The sequence below is a fragment of the Microbacterium resistens NBRC 103078 genome (assembly GCF_001552355.1).
GTDB lineage: Bacteria > Actinomycetota > Actinomycetes > Actinomycetales > Microbacteriaceae > Microbacterium > Microbacterium resistens.
Genome location: NZ_BCRA01000231.1, coordinates 1 through 777 on the forward strand (window position 1 = coordinate 1; position 777 = coordinate 777).

Annotated in this window: 2 protein-coding genes; one reads left to right on the forward strand and one right to left on the reverse strand. The window is 76.2% G+C overall.

Annotated features, from left to right (window positions below; translation table 11 throughout):
- A partial coding sequence (locus tag MR1_RS19165) for an ROK family protein (protein ID WP_157518421.1) occupies positions 1 to 552 on the forward strand: 552 nt, incomplete at its 5' end.
- A gap of 15 nt (positions 553 to 567) precedes the next feature.
- On the opposite strand, the gene MR1_RS19170 is transcribed toward MR1_RS19165, so the two are convergent.
- On the reverse strand, positions 568 to 777 hold a 210-nt coding region (locus tag MR1_RS19170; RefSeq protein ID WP_067250912.1), incomplete at its 5' end, for a chorismate mutase.

Below are 777 nucleotides of genomic sequence, written 5' to 3' on the forward strand. Positions count from 1 at the left end.
GTCCACGTCGCCGCCGAGGCCGACCTCGCCGCGCGCGCCGAGCGGGACGCGGGCACCCACGGCACGGACTTCCTCCTCGTACGGATCGGAACGGGCGTGAGCACGGCCATCGTCGCCGAGTACGCCGGCGACGGCCTGGGCGTCACCGGCCCGGGCGCGAAGGAGCTCGCGCACATCGACGTCGGAGGGACGACGGGAGAGCCCTGCCGCTGCGGGAGCGAGGGATGCGTGCACGCCTGGGTGGGCGCCCCTGCTCTGGACCGGAGGATCGCGGCGGCGGGGGACGACCACGCGCGGCAGGCGGTGCGCGCCGAGGCGGGGCAGCGGCTGGGGTTGCCGCTCGCCGCGATCGTCTCGGCCCTCGACCTGCCGCGCGTGGTGCTCAGCGGCCCGGAGACCGTGGCGGACGAGACCTTCCGCACCGCCCTGGAGGACTCCCTCGCCGCGATCGCGCAGCTCCCCCACGCCCGTGTGGACGTGCACGGCGGGACCGTGGCGGACGCGGTGCTGCGCGGCGCCGCCGCGCACGTCGTCTCGGCCGAGCTCGTCTGAGCGCGCGCAGGCGCCTCAGCGGCCCGAGGCCGCCTCGGTGTGGTGGCGGATCACCTCGGCGACGACGAAGTTGAACCACTTCTCGGCGAACTCCGGGTCCAGGTGCGCCTCCTCGGCGAGCGCGCGCAGGCGGGCCACCTGCTGCTCCTCGCGTGTCGGGTCCGAGGCCGGCATCTCGTGCTCGGCCTTCAGCGCCCCCACCTGCTGCGTGCACCGGAAGCGCTC